This window comes from Nonomuraea sp. NPDC048901, from assembly GCF_040649695.1.
Lineage (GTDB): Bacteria > Actinomycetota > Actinomycetes > Streptosporangiales > Streptosporangiaceae > Nonomuraea.
This window is the reverse complement of the sequence record NZ_JBEZFW010000064.1, coordinates 1-1,620: the sequence shown is the minus strand read 5'-3', so window position 1 is coordinate 1,620 and position 1,620 is coordinate 1. Positions and strand designations below refer to the sequence as shown.

General features: G+C 67.3%; 1 protein-coding gene. It reads right to left on the bottom strand.

Translation table 11 applies throughout. The features are described from left to right. Positions 1 to 37 precede the first annotated feature (37 nt). Positions 38 to 1,543, bottom strand: a complete 1,506-nt coding sequence (locus AB0C30_RS59830; RefSeq protein ID WP_357962693.1) for an ISL3 family transposase — start codon at positions 1,541 to 1,543, stop codon at positions 38 to 40. Between the last annotated feature and the right edge of the window lie 77 nt (positions 1,544 to 1,620).

Below are 1,620 nucleotides of genomic sequence, written 5' to 3'. Positions count from 1 at the left end.
GGCCCTGTCTCACATTCGGTGGTGACCGAGCGTGCAGCTATCCGAGAAGGATGCGATGGCGAAGGAGGGTGAATCCTGCGCGTCCATGCATCTGGCGGGCGATCCGCTTGGTCTTGGTGTTGACGCCCTCGGTGGGGCCGTTGCTGTAGGGCAGTGTGAGCGCGGCGATGACGGCGGCGCGATCTCGGTCCAGGCCCCGGGTAAAGGCGTGCAGATGAGGCAGTCCGGTTGCGCGGACCTGGACGATCCAGGTCGAGAGCCTGTCGGCATTGCCTTCGCGAGGTGTTAGGAGCTTGGCGAAGTCCCTGACGTTGACGGCCAGTTCAGTCATCTCGGGGCAGGCGGCGGTGAGCCGGGCCAGGAGGTCGTGATGTTCGGTCTTGAGGTTGTCGGGCCTGGTGAGGATCATTCGGGCGAGCCTGCGCGGGGAGATGTGAGGGCGGTCGGCGTCCGCGCGGCCTTGGTTGATGTACTTGTGTAGGAGATTGAGGCAGCCGGTGAAGCCGAGGGTCTTGATCTCTTCGAAGAGGTGCTTGACGGGGACGGCGGGGTTCTCGGCTCGGCGCTTGCGCAGGTGTTCGCGGTAGGGGTCGACGAGGCTAGCGCGGTATTTGGGCACGCGGAGCATCCGCTCGGGCCGGTCGGCGCGGGCGTAGCGTTTGACGGTATTCAGGGCCAGTTGGAGGCGGCGGGCGCATTCGAGCAGGCCTACGCCCTGCTCGAGGAGGCCGTGGACCTGGTGCCAACGCTCCAGGGTGGTCTGTGCGCGCGGCCCGTCGTAGATGGGTGCATCCAGGACGCTGGCCCAGCAGCTGCTGTGCGCCTTGACCTCGCTGAGGGCGGCTTCGCACAGGTTGTGCCACAGGTGCCATCGGTCGGCGACCTGCACGGCGTCGGGAAGAGCGCGGTGGATGGCCTCGGCGTAGGTCGCGGAGCCGTCGCGGCACACGATCTGGATGCCGGGATGATCACGCAGCCATGCTTGCAGGGTGTCGGCGGTCCGGTCGGGTAGCACGTCGATCCGCTCGTGGGTCTCGGCGTCGATCACCACGGTGGCATAGCGATGGCGCCGACGCAGGGCGAAATCGTCGACGCCGATCACTCGGGGTGTCCGCACGGCGGGTAACGGGATACGCAGGAGCGTGCGCAGGGCCGTGTGACGCGACAGGCTCACCGCGAGTAGCGCCAGCAAACGCGATCCCGCCCGGCCCGCTAACTCGTGGACCACGGCCTGGACCTGCCTGGTCAGGCGAGCGGTGCGGCGCTGATAGCGCTCCAGCACCCCGGGCACCTGCTCGCGGAAGGTGTGGCGGCAACCTCGCGTCGGGCACATCAGACGCCGTACCCGCACTCGGACCACCACCCGCCGCCCGTCGACCGGCACGTCTGTCACCGTCCGCAGCTGATAGCCGTGCACCCGCCTTGACGACCCCCCGCACGCCGGACAGAGCGCGTCCTCCTGCGGAGTCCTCGCCTGCACCACGACCTGCTCGCTCTCGGCGGCCACATCCTCGATGACCAGCGGGGACAGACCCGAGAACACTATCTGCGCAAGCTCGTTGACATCCTTCACAGGAAGATCAACGATCTTCGCGACTTTCCGTCACCACCGAATGTGAG